This window comes from Tardiphaga sp. OK246, from assembly GCF_900188215.1.
GTDB classification, from domain to species: domain Bacteria; phylum Pseudomonadota; class Alphaproteobacteria; order Rhizobiales; family Xanthobacteraceae; genus Tardiphaga; species Tardiphaga robiniae.
In genome coordinates, this window is the sequence record NZ_FZOX01000001.1 from 736,212 (window position 1) to 753,911 (window position 17,700).

Annotated in this window: 13 protein-coding genes and 1 pseudogene; 7 read left to right on the forward strand and 7 right to left on the reverse strand. The window is 63.7% G+C overall.

The window, feature by feature from the left end:
- Positions 1 to 27 precede the first annotated feature (27 nt).
- The 5 genes from CHC01_RS03655 to CHC01_RS03675 are packed head-to-tail and all read right to left on the reverse strand — an operon-like array spanning position 28 to position 3,728.
- A complete protein-coding gene (locus CHC01_RS03655; RefSeq protein WP_089262542.1) occupies positions 28 to 891 on the reverse strand; it encodes a serine hydrolase domain-containing protein in 864 nt (287 codons plus the stop codon).
- Between the two features lie 14 nt (positions 892 to 905).
- Positions 906 to 2,159: a CCA tRNA nucleotidyltransferase gene (locus tag CHC01_RS03660; RefSeq protein WP_089262544.1), complete on the reverse strand. Its 1,254-nt coding sequence runs from the start codon at positions 2,157 to 2,159 to the stop codon at positions 906 to 908.
- On the reverse strand, positions 2,156 to 2,419 hold the full coding sequence (locus CHC01_RS03665; protein ID WP_089262546.1) for a DUF6111 family protein: 264 nt from the start codon (positions 2,417 to 2,419) through the stop codon (positions 2,156 to 2,158). Before CHC01_RS03665 ends, CHC01_RS03660 begins: the two co-directional genes overlap by 4 nt.
- On the reverse strand, positions 2,416 to 3,081 hold the full coding sequence (locus tag CHC01_RS03670) for a CoA pyrophosphatase (RefSeq protein WP_089262548.1): 666 nt from the start codon (positions 3,079 to 3,081) through the stop codon (positions 2,416 to 2,418). Before CHC01_RS03670 ends, CHC01_RS03665 begins: the two co-directional genes overlap by 4 nt.
- Positions 3,082 to 3,116: 35 nt before the next feature.
- Positions 3,117 to 3,728 (reverse strand): DUF1285 domain-containing protein, encoded by a 612-nt coding sequence (locus tag CHC01_RS03675; protein ID WP_089262550.1) that lies wholly within the window; start codon positions 3,726 to 3,728, stop codon positions 3,117 to 3,119.
- Positions 3,729 to 3,989: 261 nt separating this feature from the next.
- Between CHC01_RS03675 and CHC01_RS03680 the strand changes: the two genes are divergently transcribed.
- The 4 genes from CHC01_RS03680 to CHC01_RS03695 are packed head-to-tail and all read left to right on the forward strand — an operon-like array spanning position 3,990 to position 10,821.
- The gene (locus CHC01_RS03680) at positions 3,990 to 4,994 is read left to right on the forward strand and encodes an AAA family ATPase (protein ID WP_089262552.1); all 1,005 of its coding nucleotides are present in this window, start codon (positions 3,990 to 3,992) and stop codon (positions 4,992 to 4,994) included.
- Positions 4,994 to 5,935 (forward strand): DUF58 domain-containing protein, encoded by a 942-nt coding sequence (locus CHC01_RS03685; RefSeq protein ID WP_089262554.1) that lies wholly within the window; start codon positions 4,994 to 4,996, stop codon positions 5,933 to 5,935. The genes CHC01_RS03680 and CHC01_RS03685 overlap by 1 nt, the downstream gene beginning before the upstream one ends.
- Positions 5,935 to 8,748, forward strand: a complete 2,814-nt coding sequence (locus CHC01_RS03690; RefSeq protein ID WP_089263636.1) for a DUF4159 domain-containing protein — start codon at positions 5,935 to 5,937, stop codon at positions 8,746 to 8,748. The genes CHC01_RS03685 and CHC01_RS03690 overlap by 1 nt, the downstream gene beginning before the upstream one ends.
- Before the next feature lie 9 nt (positions 8,749 to 8,757).
- The gene (locus CHC01_RS03695; protein WP_089262556.1) at positions 8,758 to 10,821 is read left to right on the forward strand and encodes a hypothetical protein; all 2,064 of its coding nucleotides are present in this window, start codon (positions 8,758 to 8,760) and stop codon (positions 10,819 to 10,821) included.
- Between the two features lie 22 nt (positions 10,822 to 10,843).
- On the opposite strand, the gene CHC01_RS03700 is transcribed toward CHC01_RS03695, so the two are convergent.
- Positions 10,844 to 11,830 (reverse strand): Bug family tripartite tricarboxylate transporter substrate binding protein, encoded by a 987-nt coding sequence (locus tag CHC01_RS03700; protein WP_089262558.1) that lies wholly within the window; start codon positions 11,828 to 11,830, stop codon positions 10,844 to 10,846.
- A pseudogene (locus CHC01_RS03705) lies at positions 11,827 to 13,544 on the reverse strand (FAD-dependent oxidoreductase). Before CHC01_RS03705 ends, CHC01_RS03700 begins: the two are co-directional and overlap by 4 nt.
- A 101-nt stretch (positions 13,545 to 13,645) precedes the next feature.
- Between CHC01_RS03705 and CHC01_RS03710 the strand changes: the two are divergent.
- The 3 genes from CHC01_RS03710 (at position 13,646) to CHC01_RS03720 (ending at position 17,632) form a co-directional block, all read left to right on the forward strand.
- Positions 13,646 to 14,572, forward strand: a complete 927-nt coding sequence (locus tag CHC01_RS03710; RefSeq protein ID WP_089262560.1) for a LysR family transcriptional regulator — start codon at positions 13,646 to 13,648, stop codon at positions 14,570 to 14,572.
- Between the two features lie 204 nt (positions 14,573 to 14,776).
- On the forward strand, positions 14,777 to 15,154 hold the full coding sequence (locus CHC01_RS03715; RefSeq protein ID WP_089262562.1) for a hypothetical protein: 378 nt from the start codon (positions 14,777 to 14,779) through the stop codon (positions 15,152 to 15,154).
- A gap of 123 nt (positions 15,155 to 15,277) precedes the next feature.
- Complete coding sequence (locus CHC01_RS03720; protein ID WP_089262564.1) at positions 15,278 to 17,632, forward strand: TonB-dependent receptor; 2,355 nt, start codon at positions 15,278 to 15,280, stop codon at positions 17,630 to 17,632.
- Positions 17,633 to 17,700: the final 68 nt, after the last annotated feature.

The following is a 17,700-nucleotide window of genomic DNA, read 5'->3' on the forward strand; positions in this document are numbered from 1 at the left end:
CGCAAATGTCCGGCGGCGGCTTGTTACTCATCTTTGCAGACCGAGTTTGAACGCGTCCGCCTCGATATTGCCTGCAGCACCGTCGGTCGCGAAGACCGCAACGGTTGCTTGCGCATGTTCGGGACAATGATAGACGGCGATGCCACTGCCCGGACCTCCGCCGGTATGCCCGACGACGCGTAAATTACTGGTTGTCGTTCCAGCCATAACGCCAAGGCCGTAAGCCGCGTGTTGCCATGGACGTCCTGCACCGGGATCACCTACTGCGATCCCGTGGCACATCTCGTCGCGCAGCCCCGCAGGCAGCAAGTCCGTCGTCATCAAGCGGTGCAATAGCATTGCGGCATCGCGCAATGTCCCGACCGCCAGCCCGTGATAGACCCAGCGCGGATCGTAGGACTGCGCATTGCCCATCCGGACATCGGCGAGATCGCTGCGTTGATTGGCGATGCGCGGCCCGACCACACCGAAGGGTTCGAGCAACCGGTGTCGTATCAAGGCATCGAGCCCCAGCCCGCTCACGCGTTCGAGATGTTCCCGGACCAGCAAATAGCCGACATTCGAATAGGCGAAATGGCCCGGCTCAATTCCGGCATGCAGAGCAGAAACTGAGTGCAGCAGCTGGTCCACCGGCCAGGCGTCTTCACCGGCAGCGACAGCCGCATGGTAGGCCGTAACAGAACCGTAGTCGGCCAGACCGGCGCGATGCTGCAACAACTGGCGGAGCGTAAAGGACTCGCCCGGCAACGCATCATCCAGAGCCAACTGTCCATCACGCACCATGGTTAGTGCCGTGGCGGCAATCAGCGTCTTGGTGAAACTCCACCACGGCACAACGACGTCGGCATCATCGCTGATATCGGCAGAACCGGGGCGAATGACATGCTTCATGGTGCCGTCGAGACTTAGAGCTGATGGTCGTGCTTGAATCGCGCAATCGTTTGGTCGGCGATAACAGTCAACACATCGACCTCCATCGGAAAGTCCAGCGCCAGCCAGGCATCTTCCGCCAGCGCCAGCACATGGCCGAGCGCCGGGCCCTTGGCGATGCCGCGCGCCATGAAGTCGGCAGCCCTGAGCGGAAACACCGGCGGAGTCCACCGCTCCGGCAAGGCCACGAGCGTTTTCCACGCCTCCACATCAGCATCGCGGCCGGCGCGGGCCCAGGCCAGCATCATGCGATTGCGATAGCGCGTTTCGCCGAGGCGATAGAGCCGCCGCCGGGCATGGGATTCATCCATGCCCTTCAGCCGCCACCAGCGATGGCCCATGGAATCCAAGGCCTTTGTTTCGTCATTGGACAGCCGCAGCTTTTGCGCAAGCCGCCGCGCATCCTCGGTGACGGCCACGCCGAGCGCGCCAAGCCGCAGAACCGCATCAGGTTTCTGCCCAAGCACCTGCTCGATGGCGATCATTGCGGCGAATGGTCCCTTGTAGGTGACGCCGCCGGCGATCCGCAGCATCAGGCCGGCATCGACCATCGCATCCACCGCCGCGAAGGCCCCATCCGCCACCAGCAGCTTCAGCAACTCCATCCTGATACGTTCGGCCGATATTCCCGCCAGTCCATCGCGGCCGCGAATGCTGGCGAGATAACCTTCGCGATCCGGCGTCCCGGCGCCATAGGCGGCATGAATGCGGAAAAACCTGAGAATGCGCAGATAGTCTTCAGCGATGCGCCGGTCGGGATCGCCGATGAAGCGCACCCGCCGGGCATCGAGATCGGACAGGCCGCCGACATGATCATGCACCACGCCGTCGATGGATGCCGAAAGGCCGTTCATCGTGAAATCACGTCGTTCGGCATCGCGCTTCCAGTCGCGCCCGAATGCCACTTTGGCCTTGCGGCCAAAGGTCTCGACGTCTTCGCGCAGTGTCGTGACCTCGAACGGCGCGCCGTCGATAACCAGCGTCACCGTGCCGTGCTCAATGCCCGTCGGCACGCTCTTGATATGGGCCGCCTTGGCGCGGCGGATCACTTCATCGGGCATGGCCGTCGTGGCGATATCGATTTCGCCGACATCAAGCTTCATCAGCGCGTTGCGGACGGCGCCGCCGACCGCGCGGGCTTCCTCGCCATTGCCGTTGAGCAGCGCTAACACCTGCCCGGACGGTCCTGACGTGAGCCACGGCGCGTCGTACAGTCTGCGCACGCTCATTTTTCGACCCCGGGAACGAGCCTGCCGTTTTCGATATGCGCCGGGACATAGGTCGATCCCGGCGGCGCGCCGGAAAACTGCGCCAGCAGCACGAGGCTCACGATCACCAGCACGGCGGCGGCGATGGCGAGCCTGATCATCACCGGCATCGGCCATGACGATTTCAGTGTCACACCATTCTTGGTCGCGATCAGGAAAATGGCATAGAGCGCAAACGGGATGAGGAAAATGCCGACTTCGGTCAGAACCGGACGGATCATGTGAGCACGATCCGTTCATACAGTACGCGCAGGATGCCTGCGGTGGCGCCCCAGATGTAACGTTCGGCGAACGGCATCGCGTAGTAGGACCGCTCCATGCCGCGGAATTCCTTGCTGTGCAGCTGATGATTGGCGGGATCCATCAGGAATGCCAGCGGCACCTCGAACGCGCTTTCCACTTCGTTCTCGTTGATCGTGAGACTGAAGCCTGGCTTCACTCGCGCCAGCGTCGGCAGGATTCGAAAGCCGAAGCCGGTCGCATAGAGATCGAGATAACCGATCGGCTCAACGAAGGAGCGATCGAGACCGATTTCCTCCTCGGCCTCTCGCAACGCGGCGTCCAGCGGCGAGGCATCGGTCGGATCGATCTTGCCACCGGGAAACGAGATCTGTCCGGCATGATCGTTGAGATGCGCGGAGCGCTGGGTGAGCAGCACGGTTGGCTGTTCGTGTTCGACGATGCCGATCAGGACCGCGGCCGGACGGATCGGCCGCTCCTGCGCCACAATCTGGATCATGCGGTCGTTGCCGGCATCGCCGGTGACGGGAACGATGCTGGCGTCGGTGAGCCCCTCGGGCACATCGAAATTCAGGCGTGCCTTCGCCCGCTTGAAAAACTCAACTGAACCGATATCCGCGGCATCCGCGTCGGTCTTCAGCATCGGCTCATTCGCCCGGCTCACTTCAATCGGCTCACTTATGTAGCTTCCCTGACCTGCTCCGCATCGGCCATGGCAAAAAACGCGCCCGCGGAGGCGATGCCGAACATCGCGATACCATCGACCATCCGCTCCTCGCCCATGTCAACCAGATCGTAATAGATCGCCCGCGTCACCTTGGCCCACAGGTCACTGCGGATATGCAGATAGGGCGTCAGCCCGCCGTCTTCAGCCATCTCGAATCGCAGCAGGTGTATGCTGTCACACTCCACCCAATCGTCCACATTGGTGCGAAACTTCAACACCGTGCCACGTGTGTCCTGCTCCTTGAGCATCTCGACGGCGAGAAATGGGGCATCGTCCACGGTGATGCCGACCTTCTCCACGGGGGTCACGAGAAAGTGCTTGCCGCCCTCACGCTTCAGGATCGTTGAGAACAACCGCACCAATGCGGGCCGGCCGATCGGCGTTCCCAAATAGAACCACGTACCATCGCCAGCGATTCGCATGTCGAGATCGCCGCAGAATGGCGGATTCCACAGATGCACCGGCGGCAGGCCCTTGCCGGCTTTACCGTTGGCCGCCGCATCCCTCGCCGCAGTGGTCAGGCCATCCAGCCCCTGATTTGCGATCTGCCCTTGCTTCGCCATTGTTTGCCCTGACTTTACCACTGCCATTTGGCACGTTTGGTGCAAGCCTTGAACCTCAAGTCTTGAAACGTGCGGTGTCACACTCAAACTCGCCACAACGTGATGCAGTTCATAGCCGCATCCCGATATTGTGGGGATAGTTTAATTCAACAAATACATGGCCTTCGCTTAAGTTTAGCATCAGGTCCATGGAATACTAAGATGGCGTGACGACAAATGCGGCGGCGTATTTCAGGCGCCGTTCACCCGAAGGAGCAATGGATGGCTGGCGCTGACAGTGTCGAGAAACTCGAAGACGTGATTGTCCGCTCCGCGGAACAGGTGGCTGGCCAGATGCGCGCCGCCAAGGAAGCTATCTCCACTGTCATCTTCGGCCAGGAACGCGTCGTCGAAAACACGCTGGTGACCATCCTGTCCGGCGGCCATGCGCTGCTGATCGGTGTTCCGGGCCTCGCCAAAACCAAGCTGGTGGAAACGCTGGGCGTCACGCTCGGCCTCGATGCCAAGCGCATCCAGTTCACCCCCGACCTGATGCCTTCAGACATTCTCGGCGCCGAAGTGCTCGACGAGAGCGTCGCCGGCAAGCGCTCGTTCCGCTTCATCTCGGGACCTGTGTTCGCACAGCTTCTGATGGCCGACGAAATCAACCGCGCCTCGCCGCGCACGCAATCCGCATTGCTGCAGGCGATGCAGGAACAGCACATCACCGTCGCCGGCGCCCGGCACGATCTGCCGAAGCCGTTCCATGTGCTGGCCACGCAGAATCCGCTGGAACAGGAAGGCACCTATCCGCTGCCGGAAGCGCAGCTCGATCGCTTCCTGATGGAGATCGACGTCGATTATCCGGATCGCGATGCTGAACGCCGCATCCTGTTCGAAACCACCGGCGCCGAAGAAACCATCGCCAAGGCTGCCGTGACCGCTGAAACGCTGATTACCGCGCAGCGCCTAATCCGCCGTCTGCCGGTCGGCGACAGCGTGGTCGAAGCGATTCTTACATTGGTGCGCTCGGCACGTCCGGGACCGGACGCAGGCGATGCCAGCAAGCTGATCGCCTGGGGCCCAGGTCCTCGCGCGTCACAGTCCCTGATGCTGGCAGTGCGTGCCCGTGCATTGCTCGATGGCCGTCTCGCGCCGTCGATCGACGACGTGCTCTATCTCGCCGAACCGATCCTGAAGCATCGTATGGCGCTGACCTTCTCGGCGCGTGCCGAAGGTCGCACAGTCCCCGACGTCATCCGTCAGCTCAAGACGCGGATCGGTTAATGGCCGCAGCGCCGGATCACGCCACGCAGGAGATCATCGCAGTCCGCCGCGCCGATGGTGAAAGCCGTTCGCTTGCTGCGTCATTGCCACGTCTGGTGCTGGAGGCCCGGCGCATTGCTGCGACCGTCATCCATGGCCTGCATGGCCGGCGCCGTGCGGGCCATGGCGAAAGTTTCTGGCAATATCGCCGCTTCGTCTCCGGCGAACCGTCGCAGAATGTCGACTGGCGCCGTTCGGCGCGCGACGATCATCTGTATGTCCGCGAGCAGGAATGGGAAGCCGCGCACACAGTTTGGCTGTGGCCCGACCGGTCGCTGTCGATGGCCTTTGCCTCCAAGGGCGCGCGCGACAGCAAGCTCGAACGAGCCCTTATCGTCACCTTCGCACTGGCTGAATTGCTGGTGGCTGGCGGTGAACGCGTCGGCGTGCCCGGCCTGATGAATCCAACCTCGAGCCGCAGTGTCATCGACAAGATGGCGCAGGCGATGCTGCACGACACGACAAACCGCGCCAGCCTGCCGCCGTCGTTTGTGCCGTCGGCGCTGGCGGAGATCGTGGTGCTCGGCGACTTCTGGTCGCCGATGCCGGAGATCAAGGAGATGCTGGCCGGTCTGTCGTCATCCGGCGCGCATGGCGCGCTGGTGCAGGTCGTCGATCCCGCCGAGGAGAGTTTCCCTTATTCCGGCCGCGTCGAATTCGTCGAGCCCGAAAGCGGCAATGTCATCACCGCCGGCCGTGCACAGACCTGGGCCGAAGACTATCTGGCCCGCGTCGCCGCGCATCGCGAGGAAATCCGCGCTGAAACCGCCAAGCTCGGCTGGCTGTTCTCGACACACACCACCAGCCGCTCGGCGGCTGAGCTGCTGCTGTTCCTGCATGGCGGCATGATGGTCAGCAAATCTGCGGGCGGCGGCATGGTCAAGGCAGGACGTTCAGCATGATCGGTGGCTTCCCGCTCGCCTTCGCCCAACCGCTGCTGCTGCTCGGCCTGATCAGTCTCCCGGTGCTATGGTGGCTGCTGCGCGTGATGCCGCCGCGCCCGCAGCGCATCGCGTTTCCGCCGACACGTCTGCTGTTCGATATCACGCCGAAGGAAGAAACCCCCTCGCGCTCGCCCTGGTGGCTGACGCTGCTGCGCCTGCTGGCTGCGGCGCTCATCATCTTCGCTGCCGCCGGCCCGATCTGGAATCCGCAGACCGGCACGGCCGGCAGCAATGCACCGCTTGCGATTTTGCTGGACGATGGCTGGAGCGCCGCGGCGAGCTGGGACGCTCGCGTCAAGGCGGCGGATGAGCTGATTGCCAATGCCGACAGCAATCGCCGCGGCGTGGCCCTTGTTCCGCTGTCGGAGCCCAACCGCGACGTCACGCTGCTGCCCGGCGGCACCGCCCGCGTCGCGCTGCGTCAGCTCTCGCCGAAGCCCTATGCGATCGACCGCGTCGATACACTGCCGGCGCTGGAGCGCTTTTTGAAAGCCACCGGCGACAGCGAGATTGTCTGGCTCTCGGATGGTGTCGATACCGGCCGTGGCGTTGACTTCACGCAAGGCCTTGCGAAGACCATCGGCGACCGCACGCTGACCATCTATGACGGCGGCGCCACGCCGGCCCATGCGCTGGTCGCAGCGGAAAATGCCGCGGCGAAAATGACCGTGAAGGTGCTGCGCGCCAATAGCGGCGGCCCGGATGGCGGCGTGGTCCGCGGTCTCGACCAGAAGGGGTCGCCGGTTGGCGAAGCCAAATTCCTGTTCACGCCAAACGACCGCGAGACCGAAGCCTCGTTCGATCTGCCCGTGGAACTGCGCAACGACATCGCGCGGCTTGAAATCACCGGCGAACGCTCCGCCGGCGCCGTGCAACTGCTGGACAAGCGCTGGCGCCGTCGCGCCATCGGCATCGTCTCGGGCGCGACCAATGATACCGCGCAGCCGCTGCTAGCCTCGACCTTCTATCTAACGCGCGCGCTGGCGCCGTTCGCTGACGTCCGCCTCGGCGATCGCGGCGCGCCGCAGCAGGCGATCACGCAATTTTTGGACCAGAAACTTCCGATGATCGTGCTAGCCGATGTCGGCACGCTGTCGCCGGAAATCCGCGAGCGTCTGAATGCCTGGATCGATGCGGGCGGCGTGCTGGTACGCTTCGCCGGCCCACGCCTCGCGCAAGGCGACGACGATCTCGTCCCGGTGAAACTGCGCCGCGGCGACCGCAGCCTCGGCGGCAGCCTGACCTGGGAGAAGCCGCAACATCTGGCGTCCTTCGCCGCCGATGGCCCATTCGCTGGCCTCCCTGTGCCGAAAGACATCACCGTGAACCGCCAGGTGCTCGCAGAGCCGAACGCTGCGCTGGCCTCGAAGAGCTGGGCGTCGCTGGTCGATGGCACGCCGCTGGTCACCGGCGAACGCCGCGGCAAAGGTCTCGTCACCCTGTTCCATGTCAGCGCCGATATGCGCTGGTCCGATCTGCCATTGTCTGGCACCTTCGTCGAAATGCTGCGCAGGGTCGTCGATATCTCCGGCTATACGTCCACGCCCGGCGCAGGTGTCGCCGGCGAGACCGGCGCGGAAACGGTTGCGCCGCTGCGCACCCTTGATGGTTTCGGTGCTTTCACCCCGCCGCCATCGACGGCCAAGCCGCTCGCCGCTGACTATCGCGACCGCGCCACGCTCGATCACCCGCCGGGCTTCTATGGCCCTGCCGATGGCCCGCTCGCGGTGAATGCACTGGCATCGGCCGATCGCATTGAGCCTATCGATTTCTCAGGCCTGAAGGCCAACCGCGCCAGCTACACCAATGCCGAACCTCGCGACCTTCGCGGCATCCTGCTCTCCACGGCGCTGGCGCTGTTTTTGGTGGACGCGATCATTGTCGCGCTGCTCGGCGGTGCCATCGCCGCCATGTTCCGCCGCCGTGCCGTCTCGGCGGCCCTCGCCGTGGCATTCGCTCTCGGCACCGTCATGGGATCGCCGGTGCCATCGCGGGCCGATCCAGCCAGTGACGATTTCGCCGTTAAGGCCGTGTCGCAGACACGTCTCGCCTACGTCGTTACTGGGAATGCCGATGTCGACTCGATCGTGAAGTCGGGCATGACCGGACTGACGCTGTTTCTCGCGCAGCGTACCGCGCTGGAAGCCGGTGAGCCGGTCGGCGTCGATCCTTCTCGCGACGAACTGTCATTCTTCCCACTGATCTACTGGCCGATCATTCCCGGCGCGGCCAAGCCGCCGCAGGAAGCCATCAACCGCATCGACGTCTATATGAAGCAAGGCGGCACGGTGCTGTTCGACACCCGCGACGCGGTCGAAGCCCCGCCCGGACCGAACGGCGAGTCGCAGACGCCCGGCATGCTGACGCTACGCAATATCCTGTCCTCGCTCGATGTGCCGGAGCTCGAGCCGGTGCCGCGTGAACACGTACTGACCAAGACCTTCTATCTGCTGCGCGACTTCCCCGGCCGCTTCAATTCCGGACCGACCTGGGTCGAAACCCTGCCGCGCGACGATGGCGACGATGCCGCTTCGCGTCCGGCCCGTGGCGGTGACGGCGTGTCGCCGATCATCATCACCTCGAACGATCTCGCCGGAGCCTGGGCAATGCGGCCGGACGGCCAGCCTATGCTGCCGCTGACGCCCGGCGAACCGCGGCAACGCGAATTCGCGTTCCGCGCCGGCGTCAACATCGTGATGTACACGCTGACCGGTAACTACAAGGCCGATCAGGTGCACGCGCCCGCGCTTATCGAACGTCTCGGACAGTAGGAGCGCGACATGCAATACGGCATCGCGTTTACGCCTCTCGTTCCGACCATCGTACTGTGGATCGGCCTCGCCGCCATCGTCGCGATATCAGCATTGCTATTGCTCGGCCGTGCACGCGGTGCTGCAGTGCGTGTGGCCGCATTGGCGCTGATCCTGCTGGCGCTGGCCAATCCATCATTTACGCGCGAGGAGCGCGAGCCGCTCACATCGGTCGCCGCCGTCGTCATCGACAAGAGCCCGAGCCAGAATTTCGGCGAGCGCACCAAGGAAACCGAGGAAGCGCAGAAGCAGCTGGTCGACCGGCTGAAGCAGGTCAAGGGCCTCGAGGTCCGCGTTGTCGAAGCCGGACAGGCTGATGGCGAAACCGACGGCACCAAATTGTTCGGCGCGCTGTCCTCCGCTCTCTCCGACGTCCCGACCGACCGCGTCGCCGGCGCCTTCCTGATCACCGATGGCCGCGTTCACGATATTCCGGCCAATGTCGCGGGTCTCGGCTTCAATGCGCCGGTCCATGCGCTGATCACCGGCCGCAAGGACGAACGCGATCGCCGCATTGCCATCACCGCCGCGCCCCGCTTCGGTATTGTCGGCCAGTCGCAACGCGTCACGTTTCGCCTGGACGATCAGGGCGTCACCGGCGAGCGCGCCCGTGTCGCCATCCGCCGCGACGGCGATACGCTGAGCGAGCGCACGGTGCTGTCGGGCCAGACCGTGTCAGTCGATATCGACATCAAACATGCCGGCCCGAATATCGTCGAGATCGAAGCCTCGCCGCTCGACAACGAACTCACGCTGGTGAACAACCGCGCCGTGGTCGCCATTGACGGCGTGCGCGACAAACTCCGCGTGCTGCTGGTCTCCGGCGAGCCGCATTCCGGCGAGCGCACATGGCGCAACCTCTTGAAGTCCGACGCGTCGATCGATCTCGTGCACTTCACGATTTTGCGCCCGCCGGAGAAGCAGGACGGTACGCCGATCAATGAGCTCTCGCTGATCGCGTTTCCGACCCGCGAACTGTTCCAGCAGAAGATTCACGAATTCCAGCTGATCATCTTCGATCGCTATGCCCGCCAGGGCGTGCTGCCGATCGCCTATTTCGACAATATCGCGCGCTATGTCCGCGCCGGCGGCGCCGTGCTGGTGTCGGCTGGTCCCGACTATGCGTCGAACACCTCGATCTGGCGCACACCGCTGGATTCGGTGCTCCCTGCCGAACCCGTCGGTGTCAGCGAGAAGCCGTTCTATGCGCATCTCAGCGATATCGGTAAGCGTCACCCGGTGACGCGCGGGCTCGAAGGCTCCAATTCCGAGCCACCGAAATGGAGCCGCTTCTTCCGCACCGTCGAGACCCGCAACACCACCACGCCGCCTGTGATGACTGGCGCCGACGGCCAGCCGCTGCTGCTGCTGTCGCGGTCCGGCGAAGGCCGCGTCGCGCTGCTGCTGTCGGATCACATCTGGCTGTGGGCGCGCGGCTATGAAGGCGGCGGCCCGCATCTTGATCTGCTTCGTCGCACGTCGCACTGGCTGATGAAGCAGCCGGATCTCGACGAGGAAGCACTCAAGCTGCAGAGTCAGGGCAAGGATCTCGTTGTGCTGCGCCAGACCATGGGCGACGCCGTGCAGCCCGTGACTGTGACCTCACCATCAGGCAAGACCCGCGAACTGACGCTGTCAGCCGGCGAGCCCGGTCTGTGGCGCGCGACCACGCCGGCCGATGAACTCGGCCTGTGGCAGGCCACCGACGGCACGCTGAAGGCGCTGATCAATGTCGGCCCGATCAACCCGAAGGAATTCTCCGAGGTCACCTCGACCACCGAGATGCTGAAGCCGCTGGCGCAGGCCAGTGGTGGCGACGCCCGACGGATCAATGAAGGCTCGGGCGTCGAGCTGCCGCGCATCGTGCCGGTGCGCTCCTCGACCGTCTTCCGTGGCGACGGCTGGATGGGCGTGCATATGCGCGATGCCAGCGTGGTCCGCGGCGTCGGCGTGCTGCCGATGTTTGCCGGCCTGATCGGGCTGCTGCTGCTGCTCGGCGCATTCGCCGCGACGTGGCTGCGAGAGAGCCGATAGTACGAACCAATGGCGGCGCAGGTCATTGCGCCGCCAGATTCATCTCCCGCGTGAGACGCCCCCATTTGGCGCTTTCCGAGCGGATATAGGCGGCGAAGGCTTCCGGCGTCATTGGTGCCGGCTGTGCACCGATCGTCCGCAGCTTCTCGATCACGTCCGGATCTCCCAGAGCCTTGACGAATGCGGCATTCAAGCGCGTCACGATGTCGCCAGGTGTCGCGGCGGGAGCGACGAGGCCGAACCAGCCCGTCGATTCAAACCCGGCAACACCTTGCTCATCGAGTGTGGGCACTTCGGGAAGGAACGGCACGCGCTTGGCGCTGGTGACGCCAAGTGGTTTCAGTCGGCCGGCACGGATCAATTCCAGCGAACTGGGGATGTCCAACACCGCAAGCGGGATATGCCCGGCAAGGACATCGGTCACCGCAGGCCCTGTGCCCCGATAGGGAACGAGCGTCAGTTTGACATTCGTTGTTTGGAGAAACAGCGCAGCCGTCATGTGCATCACGGTGCCGTTGCCGCCATATCCCACCGATAGTTGCCCGGGCTTTGCAGCAGCAGTCGCAAGCGCCTCTTTCAGTGTGGCAAATGGGGCGTCAGGCGCTGCGACCAGCACAAACGGGATATCGGCGAGCAGCGCAATCGGCGCCAGATCCTTGATCGGATCGAAAGACGTCGCCGGGCTGATATGAGGGTTGATGGTCAATGCGCCTGCCGGCGCCACGCCTAAGGTGTAGCCGTCAGGCTTCGCCTGCGCCACCGCCTGCATACCGATATTGCCGCCCGCGCCGCCACGATTTTCGATGATGAAGCCCTGCTTCAGGTCTGCAGCGATCACCGGCTCAAGCGCACGAATGAAGATGTCGGCGCTGCCGCCTGGCGGAAAGGTGACGACAATCTTGATGAGTTGGTCAGGATAGGCGGCCCACACGGGCGTCGTCGTACCGACCACGATCGAACTGGCGGCGCCTGCAAGCAACATCCTGCGTGTCGGAGCGAATACAGTCATGCGATTGCTCCCGAAACAGTATGCGAGGCTGAGTTTTGGTGCGCGGCTGCGCCCCGATGCGTAGACGCGGTTCTGCCCGTGATGAGATCAATCAACGCGTCGGGGTCCGGCGGAGGGAGGCGACCACGCCAGGCAATATGCTGATCCGGCCGCACCAGCAGCAATGCTTCAGCGGGTTGCCCTGCATCGACGTCCGCTATCGACAGATCGATCAGCGTCAGAGGAACTCCGTTGCGGCGCGCCGCCTCTCTCAACGCAGTCACGTCGCAAGCCGGATCGTAGCGCAAAAGCGTATAGCCGGGCCCCATCGCGTCAAAGATCGAACGGCCGTCGCTCAGCCAGACATGCGGCATTCTGGCGCCCGGCACCGTCGAGGGTTCAAAATCGCCCATCGTATAGGCCGGCGGCGCCTCGCCATCATAGGCGATGACCGGTGACTGATCATAGAAGTAACCGAAATTGAGCCCCGCGCAGCAGTATTGCTTCACGTTGAGATCATAGGCGGCACGGCCGACCGCGGCACGCACCGCCGCACCCGCTTCGCTGTCTTCCTCGATCACCGCAGGCACGGCACCGCGCTGGCTGATGCTGGCCAGCGCATGCTCCATCGCAAACCGCGACACCTGATCGGTGATCGGCTGACGTTCGGCCGCATAGGCATCGAGCAGACCGGCATCCGCCCAGCCGTTGAGATGCGCTGCAAGCATCCAGCAGAGCGAAACCGCATCCGCGATGCCGGCGTTCATTCCATAGCCGGCGTAAGGCATCCACAGATGCGCAGCATCCCCGCAGATGAAGGCGCGGCGGTCGCGGAAGCGATCGGCGACAAGACGGCGCCCTACCCAGTCTTCCTTGCTGACGACCTCGTAATTGAAATCAGGCCCGACACCCAGAATTGTACGGATGGACCAGTCGCGATCGACCGAGTCGAATTCCGGCTCGCCCGGCTTGAGGTGATTGTGGATCAGCCACCGGTCATGCCCGTCGATGGCAACGACAGTGCCGGTACGGCGCGGGTTGAGGGCCAGCACCATCCAGGCCGGTGTGTGGGGCTGCATCAGGGTCTTCAGATCCGGCGCATCGATGAGGGTCGATTGAACCCGCTGGATCACAGGCGTTCCGACAAATGACGCGCCGATCAGCTTGCGTGTCAATGAGCGGCCGCCGTCACATCCAACGAGAAAACGGGCATGGATGGTGAAGGATCGGTCCTCATCGAGCCCACGGGCCTTGACCGAGACGCCCGATATGTCCTGATCGAAATGCACCATCTCGGTGCGGGACAAGATCGTGATCCTGGGATTGGCGGCCGCGTTCGCAAACAGAACAGGCTCCAGATAGATCTGGTTGATCCGGTGCGGAGGTTCAGGCGTCGGCCACCACGTGTCGGGTCCATCCGTTGCGGTGTAGCGCGTGGCGCGCGACGGAATGACGATCCGGCTGAGTTCGATGCCCGTTGCGGTGGTGCGATACGAGCAATCGTTGGGAAAGTCGGGCGGCAGACCGGCGTCGCGGATTGGGTCACGATGCCAAGCCGGCGAAAAACCTCCATCGATCGCGCCGAAACATGGTTGCATTTGACATTGGGCGGCTCGCCGGCGTGCCGCGTCTCGAGCACGATCACGTCTATCCCTCTGGATGCGAGGTCCAGAGCAGCAGTGAGGCCCACAGGCCCTGCGCCGACGATAACGACGGATGTCTCATAGTCTAGCATGGCTGGCTCCCTCGACCGCGTCTGCGCGCGTTACGTTGAAGCTAGCCGCAACTCTTGATAAGAGAAGTCGCTTTTCCAGTATTGATTGATAAAATTACCTCATGAATATCACCCTTCGCCAACTGGAAGCACTGGTCGCGGTCAGCCGCACAGGCTCGATGACGCGCGCAGCTCAAGAACTTCACATCACCCAGGCTGCGGTCAGCCTGCTGCTCCGCCAGCTTGAATTGCAGTTGGGCCTGCCAATGTTCGACCGCACGACACGCTCGTGTATACCGACGGCAGCCGGACGCGACGCGGTCCGAGCCGCAGAGCGTATGTTGGGCGACGCGCTCAGCCTCACGCGTCAGATGCGCAGCCTGTCGGAAGCACGGAGCGGTACAGTCGTCTTCGTCGCATCGGCCGGTGCAGCCTCCGCGCTCATGCCGGCAGTGCTCGCGACATTCCGCACCGCTTATCCCGACGTTGATGTCATCATGCGCGATGTCGCATCCGATCAGCTTGTAAGCGCGCTGCTCGCGTCGGACGCCGAATTCGCCATCGGCAGCGTGGATGGCCCGGTGCCCGAGGTGACGTTGACGCCTCTGGTGAGAGGGCGTCTCAGCGCCATCGGCTGGCCGGGCTGCCCGATCGCAGCGATGCAAACGCTATCGTGGGATGAACTCGCGACACTGCCGACCATCGCGATGCGCCGCGACACGCTGATCCGAGCACAGATCGACCGACGGCTGGGGCGCGATGGTAAGGTGCTCACCCCGACCTACGAAGTGTCGCTCATCAACACAGCGCTTTCGATGACGGCGAAGGGCATCGGCTATGCGATCTTGCCCTCCTATATGATGCCGACCGAGCAGTATCCGGGTCTGATCGCTTTCCAACTCGTGCGGCCGGCGATCACGCGACAACTGTCCTGGATTCAGCAGACCGGCCGCAGCCTGTCACCGGCAGCGCTTCAATTTCAGAAGATGACGGCGCGTGTGCTGGCCAGCGCACATGCGACAGCCATTGCAAGGCGCGCGACGGTGTAACGCGCAATTTCGGTCCCTCTCATCATCAGCGTGGATTGGCCAACATCCATCGACGCGAAGCGTTGCCGTAATCCCACAGCCTGCGCGGTTTCTGTGTCCGGAGATGACTGGCCGTTGACACCCCGCCCCTCACCGCGCGATGTTACATTATAACATCGGTACTGGCAGACCTCTCCGCCAGCCGATGCGGGGCGGCCTATTGGCATGAAGTGGTTTCGCGCGAATATCAGACAAGGGGCAAAGCTGGCGCTGTTCGCGCTGGCGGTGCAGCTCGTTCTGTCATCCGGCCACGTTCACGGCGGGACGGTCCATGCTGTCCCTCTCGACGCCACCTTGGCACTCTCGGCCAGCGACGTTGCGCAAACACCGGCCGCTCCCGATACTGACCACCATCACCGCGCAGCTGATCCCTGCGCCATCTGCGCCGTCATGGCGATGGCCGGTACAGCGCTGTTCGCCGCGCCGCCGGTGCTGCTGTTGCCGCAGGCTGCCGTCCTGCTGCAGCGGATCACCGAGGCTGAGTTCGACCATCTCGACGCCATCAGCGGCGCATCGCAGCCGCGCGGCCCTCCTGTATCCTGACACGACCTTTGACGATCGCTGCCGCGAATTCCTCGCGAACAGCGTAACCGAAGTCAGATTCGCATCACCGCGAGTCCCGGCGCAAGCGCCCGAGCGCGCGGCCGGTGAAGTCAGGACAAACCTATGTCGATTCAATTCAAGCGCGCCCTCCTGCTCGGCACATCTGCCGTGGTGGGACTGAGCTGCCTCCCGCAATCCGCGCTGGCGCAGACGCAGCTTCCCGCCGTGGAAGTCACCGCGCCAAGCCCGATCGTGCGCCGCAAGCCGGTGCCGTCACGCACCGCGCATACTCATGTCACGCGCCCCGCGCCGAACCGCAATGCCGCGCCGGTGCCGGTCGAGGCAGAGCCGGCCGTGCAGGCGCAACAGGGCGAGCTGCCGATCGTCACCGATCAGTTCGCCACCGTCACCGTGGTGCCGAATGACGAGATCCGCCGCTCTGGCGCCTCGACGCTCGGCGACCTGCTCGCCAACAAGCCCGGCATCACCGGCTCCGGCTACGCACCGGGCGCATCGAGCCGGCCGATCATCAGGGGTCTCGACGTCAACCGCGTCGGCATCGTCGAGAACGGCATCGGAAGCAATGGCGCGTCGGACCTCGGCGAAGATCATTTCGTGCCGGTGGATCCGTTTGCCGCCAATCAGGTCGAGGTGATCCGCGGCCCGGCGACGCTGCGCTACGGATCGCAATCGATCGGCGGCGTGGTCAGCTCATCAAACAATCGCATTCCCGACGCGCTGCCGAACTGCGCCGTGGCGGCGCCGTTCCAGAGCTACGGCATGCCGGTGAAGGCGCCGGTCGCCGGTCTCGCGGCGCCGGGCTGCATGAATGCCGAAGTCCGCACCTCTTTCAGTTCGGTGGATCGCGGTGTTGATGGCGGCATCCTGCTCGATGCCGGCGGCGGCAATGTCGCGGTTCATGCCGATGTCTATGGCCGCAAGGCCGGCGACTACAATGTGCCGAGCTATCCTTATGCCGCGCCCGGCCTCGCCTTCAACGGGCGTCAACCGAACTCGGCTAACCAGTCGGCCGGCGCATCGGTCGGCGGCTCCTACTTCTTCACCGGCGGCTATATCGGCGCGGCGATCACACAGAACAACACGACCTATCGCATTCCGGGCGTTGAAGGCGCGCAGGTCGGCACCCGTATCGCCGGCCAGCAAACCAAGTTCACGGCGAAGGGCGAATATCGCCCGGACGCCGCGGCGGTCGAAGCGATCCGCTTCTGGGTCGGCGCGACGGACTACAAGCACAACGAGATCGGCCTTGCCGACGCCAGCGATCTCTTGTCTGACGGCGTGCGCCAGACCTTCACCAACAAGGAACAGGAAGGCCGGCTCGAAGTGCAGATGATGCCCTTCAACGCGCGCTTCGCCACGATTACTTCGGCCTTTGGCCTGCAGGTCAATCATCAGGAGCTGACGGCACCGAGCCCCGATGACATCGGCAGCCCGCTCAATGGTCTGTGGGATCCGAACAAGAATACAAGGGTCGCCGGCTACAGCTTCAACGAGTTCAAATTCACCGAAACCACGAAGGCGCAGATCGCCGGCCGCATCGAGCATGTCGAACTGTCAGGCACGACGCCATCGTCGATCCCGAACGAGTTCGATCTCAATGCCGATCCCGGTGCCATTGGGCCGGCTGTCGGGCGTAACCTGACCTTCACGCCGAAGAGCGGCAGCATCGGCCTGATCCAGGACCTGCCCTGGTATGGGCTCTCCGCCAGCATCACCGCGCAATATACCGAGCGCGCACCGAAGCCCGCCGAACTGTTCTCGCGCGGCGGACATGATGCCACCGAGACCTTCGACATTGGCAATCCCAATCTCGGCATCGAGACGGCGAAGTCGGTCGAACTCGGCCTGCGCCGTGCCGCCGGTCCGTTCCGCTTCGAGCTCACCGGCTACTACACGCAGTATAGTGGCTTCATCTATCGCCGCCTGACCGGCAACACCTGCGGAGATGGAGTCTGCCAAGCGGGACTTGGCCTCGAACTGAACCAGGCGATCTATTCGCAGCGTGACGCCACCTTCCGCGGCGGCGAATTTCAGAGCCAACTCGATGTTGCGCAGATCTATGGCGGCACGTGGGGCATCGAGACCCAGGCCGACATCGTCCGCGCGACCTTCAGCGACGGCACCAATGTGCCGCGTATCCCGCCGGTGCGTGCCGGCGGCGGTCTGTTCTGGCGCGATGCCAACTGGTTCGCCCGCGTGAACTTGCTGCACGCTTTCGCGCAGAACGACATCGCTGAGATCGCCGAGACGCCGACATCGGGCTACAACCTGCTGAAAGCGGAAGTGAGCTACAAGACGCTGCTCGATCCGCGCATCTACGGCGCCAAGGAAATGACGCTTGGCGTGGTCGGCAACAATCTCTTGAACGAGAACATTCGCAATGCGGTGTCCTACAACAAGGACAACGTGCTGCAACCCGGACTGAACGTGCGGGCGTTTGCGAGTGTGAAGTTCTGATTGTAAGCGTCGTTCCGGGGCGTGCATTCAGCGCAGCTGAGTGCACGCCCCGGAACCTCATGCGGTTC

Bases quoted from the DNA above. Each gene is read 5' to 3' on its own strand.
- CHC01_RS03670 (WP_089262548.1), bottom strand. From the start codon at position 3,081: ATGCTGAAGACCGACGCGGATGCCGCGGATATCGGTTCAGTTGAGTTT.
- CHC01_RS03665 (WP_089262546.1), bottom strand. From the start codon at position 2,419: ATGATCCGTCCGGTTCTGACCGAAGTCGGCATTTTCCTCATCCCGTTT.
- CHC01_RS03700 (WP_089262558.1), bottom strand. From the start codon at position 11,830: ATGACTGTATTCGCTCCGACACGCAGGATGTTGCTTGCAGGCGCCGCC.
- CHC01_RS03710 (WP_089262560.1), top strand. From the start codon at position 13,646: ATGAATATCACCCTTCGCCAACTGGAAGCACTGGTCGCGGTCAGCCGC.
- CHC01_RS03660 (WP_089262544.1), bottom strand. From the start codon at position 2,159: ATGAGCGTGCGCAGACTGTACGACGCGCCGTGGCTCACGTCAGGACCG.
- CHC01_RS03720 (WP_089262564.1), top strand. From the start codon at position 15,278: ATGTCGATTCAATTCAAGCGCGCCCTCCTGCTCGGCACATCTGCCGTG.
- CHC01_RS03685 (WP_089262554.1), top strand. From the start codon at position 4,994: ATGGCCGCAGCGCCGGATCACGCCACGCAGGAGATCATCGCAGTCCGC.
- CHC01_RS03655 (WP_089262542.1), bottom strand. From the start codon at position 891: ATGAAGCATGTCATTCGCCCCGGTTCTGCCGATATCAGCGATGATGCC.
- CHC01_RS03695 (WP_089262556.1), top strand. From the start codon at position 8,758: ATGCAATACGGCATCGCGTTTACGCCTCTCGTTCCGACCATCGTACTG.
- CHC01_RS03680 (WP_089262552.1), top strand. From the start codon at position 3,990: ATGGCTGGCGCTGACAGTGTCGAGAAACTCGAAGACGTGATTGTCCGC.
- CHC01_RS03715 (WP_089262562.1), top strand. From the start codon at position 14,777: ATGAAGTGGTTTCGCGCGAATATCAGACAAGGGGCAAAGCTGGCGCTG.
- CHC01_RS03675 (WP_089262550.1), bottom strand. From the start codon at position 3,728: ATGGCGAAGCAAGGGCAGATCGCAAATCAGGGGCTGGATGGCCTGACC.